Source organism: Microbacterium sp. Kw_RZR3 (assembly GCF_029222405.1).
Lineage (GTDB): Bacteria > Actinomycetota > Actinomycetes > Actinomycetales > Microbacteriaceae > Microbacterium.
This window is the reverse complement of the sequence record NZ_JARHXC010000275.1, coordinates 1-1,950: the sequence shown is the minus strand read 5'-3', so window position 1 is coordinate 1,950 and position 1,950 is coordinate 1. Positions and strand designations below refer to the sequence as shown.

The 1,950-nt window shown below is 68.3% G+C and carries 2 protein-coding genes; both read left to right on the top strand.

Translation table 11 applies throughout. The annotated features are described in order from the left end of the window. Nucleotides 1-1,061 (top strand): ABC transporter permease (locus P2P98_RS15405; protein WP_345799731.1); only part of this gene is annotated, 1,061 nt, incomplete at its 5' end. After that, nucleotides 1,058-1,909, top strand: a complete 852-nt coding sequence (locus P2P98_RS15400) for an ATP-binding cassette domain-containing protein (RefSeq protein ID WP_275801030.1) — start codon at nucleotides 1,058-1,060, stop codon at nucleotides 1,907-1,909. The genes P2P98_RS15405 and P2P98_RS15400, both read left to right, overlap by 4 nt. Nucleotides 1,910-1,950: the final 41 nt, after the last annotated feature.

Below are 1,950 nucleotides of genomic sequence, written 5' to 3'. Positions count from 1 at the left end.
ACCGAAAGGACTCGACGATGACGACGACCGACATCGTGACAATCGCCACACGCCCCCGCCTCGAGCGGCAGCCCGTGCGGCGCCTGCTCGCCCGCCCCGAGATCGGAGCACTGGTCGCGGCCCTGGCCGTCATGTTCTTCTTCTCGGTCTACACCCCCAACTTCATGACCCTCGCCGGTGCCGGCGTGTGGCTGGAGTCGGGCTCGACGTTCGGCATCATGGCCGTCGCCGTCGCCCTGCTGATGATCGGCGGGGAGTTCGACCTCTCCGCCGGTGTCATGACCGGTTTCACCGCGCTGATCGTCGGCATCCTCACCACGCACTACGGCCTGAACATCTGGCTCGCCGTGCTGATCTCGCTCGCCGCCGCCCTGGCCATCGGCGCTCTCAACGGACTCGTCGTGATGAAGACCGGCCTTCCGAGCTTCATCGTGACCCTCGGCACGTTCTTCGTCCTCGCCGGCGCCGACCTCGCCGTGACCAAGCTCATCACCGGTCAGGTCGCGATCCAGGGCATGACCAAGGTGCCGTTCTACGACAGCATCCAGCCCCTGTTCGGCGCCTCGATCCGCATCGGCGACGGCACGTTCTACGTCTCGGTGCTGTGGTGGGTCCTCGTGACCGCGGTCGCCACCTGGGTGCTGCTGCGCACCCGCGCCGGCAACTGGATCTTCGCCGTCGGCGGCCAGCTCAACTCGTCGCGCCAGGTCGGCGTCCCCATCCTCAAGACGAAGATCGGGCTGTTCATGACCACCGCCGGTGCGGCGTGGCTGGTCGGCATGATCTCGCTGTTCCGCACCTCGACGGTGCAGGCCAACACCGGTGTCGGACAGGAGTTCATCTACATCATCTGCGCCGTCGTCGGCGGCTGCCTGCTCACCGGTGGGTTCGGTTCGGCGATCGGTGCCGCCCTCGGCGCGCTCATCTACGGCATGGTCTTCCAGGGCATCACCTTCGCGCAGTGGGACACCAACTGGCTGCGCACCTTCCTCGGGGCGATGCTGCTGCTGGCCGTGCTGCTCAACCACTTCGTGCGTCTGCGCGCGGGAGGGACGAAATGACCACCTCGACACAGACCCCGATCGTCGAAGTCCGAAACGTCGGCAAGAGCTACGGCCCGGTCAACGCCCTCTCCGGCGTCTCGACCACGGTCATCGCCGGCCAGGTCACGTGCGTGCTCGGCGACAACGGCGCCGGCAAGTCGACCTTCATCAAGATGCTCGCCGGGGCCCACAGCCCCTCCGAGGGCGAACTGCTGCTGGACGGCGCGCCCGTCACGTTCTCCTCCCCGAGGGATGCCCTGGATGCCGGGATCGCCACCGTCTTCCAGGATCTCGCCGTCGTGCCCCTCATGCCCGTGTGGCGCAACTTCTTCCTCGGATCGGAGCTGACCCGCGGGTGGGGTCCCTTCCGCCGCCTCGACGTGGCGCGGATGAAGGAGGTCACCTACACCGAGCTCGCCAACATGGGCATCGACCTGCGCGACGTCGACCAGCCCATCGGCACGCTCTCCGGCGGTGAGCGCCAGTGCGTCGCGATCGCCCGTGCCGTGTACTTCGGCGCGCGCGTGCTGATCCTCGACGAGCCCACCGCGGCTCTCGGCGTGAAGCAGTCGGGCGTCGTGCTGAAGTACATCGCGAAGGCGCGCGACCGGGGTCTGGGCGTCGTGTTCATCACGCACAACCCGCACCACGCGTACCCCGTGGGCGACCGGTTCCTGCTGCTGAACCGCGGCACGAGCATCGGCGACCACCTCAAGGCCGACATCACGCTCGCCGAGCTCACGAGCCTCATGGCCGGCGGGGCCGAACTCGACTCCCTCGCCCATGAGCTCGAGCGCTCGCTCGGCCCCGATGCGGAGCTCACGCGCGAGGTCGCCCAGGAAGCCGCGAAGACGCCTCAGCCCTGAGCGAGGCCGTGCGGTGTCCCCTCCGTCGGACGGGGGACACC